Below are 755 nucleotides of genomic sequence, written 5' to 3'. Positions count from 1 at the left end.
TGCCCCCTCATTATTTTCATTGCACTGGTTTTATTTATATACGCAACATTTGAGATGGTGAAAGACTTGTAGGAATGCCTGCAAAGCGTCAGTCTGTTACAAATTCAGCAAACACATTTTATGCAACAAAACGACTTATTGGCCGACGTTTTGAGGATGCTGAGGTGAAGAAAGACATGTGAGTATATGTGCATGATCAAACATTCATTTCTGAAAAAATTGATTCACTAATAATAACATATGAGCAGGTGTATTTCCTGGTGTAAAGTAGTGCAGAGTTTTAGGTGTAAAAGAACTTTTTTAACTTCTTTATTTGAATCTTGTATTCATTTTTGTGTATACATTTGTTGTAGATGTACAAGACTTGTTATTTTTGATGTGACATGAAGTTTTCCCAGAATGAAAACTCATATTACTATTGGCATACCATTAGCTGATTCTTTAGAGAATTTGATTATTAAAATTTTTTAAATTCCAATTTTTGACAGATGAAAGTAAAACTTGAATGTTGTTGTAATGATTTTATAGGAAAACTCTTTCTTACAAGATAGTAAAAGCTTCAAATGGTGATGCTTGGGTCTCAGCATCAGATGGCAAATTGTATTCTCCAAGCCAGATTGGTGCCTTTGTTTTGATGAAGATGAAGGAGACTGCTGAGTCATATAAGCACGCCAGTAAAAAATGCTGTCATTACAGTGCCTGCTTACTTCAATGATTCACAGAGACAGGTAACATTATTTATATTTCTTAACAGT

Annotated in this window: 2 pseudogenes; both read left to right on the top strand. The window is 33.2% G+C overall.

Annotated features, from left to right (window positions below):
• Positions 1–176 (top strand): annotated as a pseudogene (locus MAGTDC_RS03750) (Hsp70 family protein); the annotation flags it as partial.
• 365 nt (positions 177–541) lie between these two features.
• Positions 542–755: pseudogene (locus MAGTDC_RS03745) on the top strand (Hsp70 family protein); the annotation flags it as partial.

The sequence above is a fragment of the Candidatus Hodgkinia cicadicola genome (assembly GCF_002774925.1).
The sequence above is the reverse complement of the archived record's forward strand: the minus strand, read 5'-3'. Positions and strand labels throughout refer to the sequence as shown.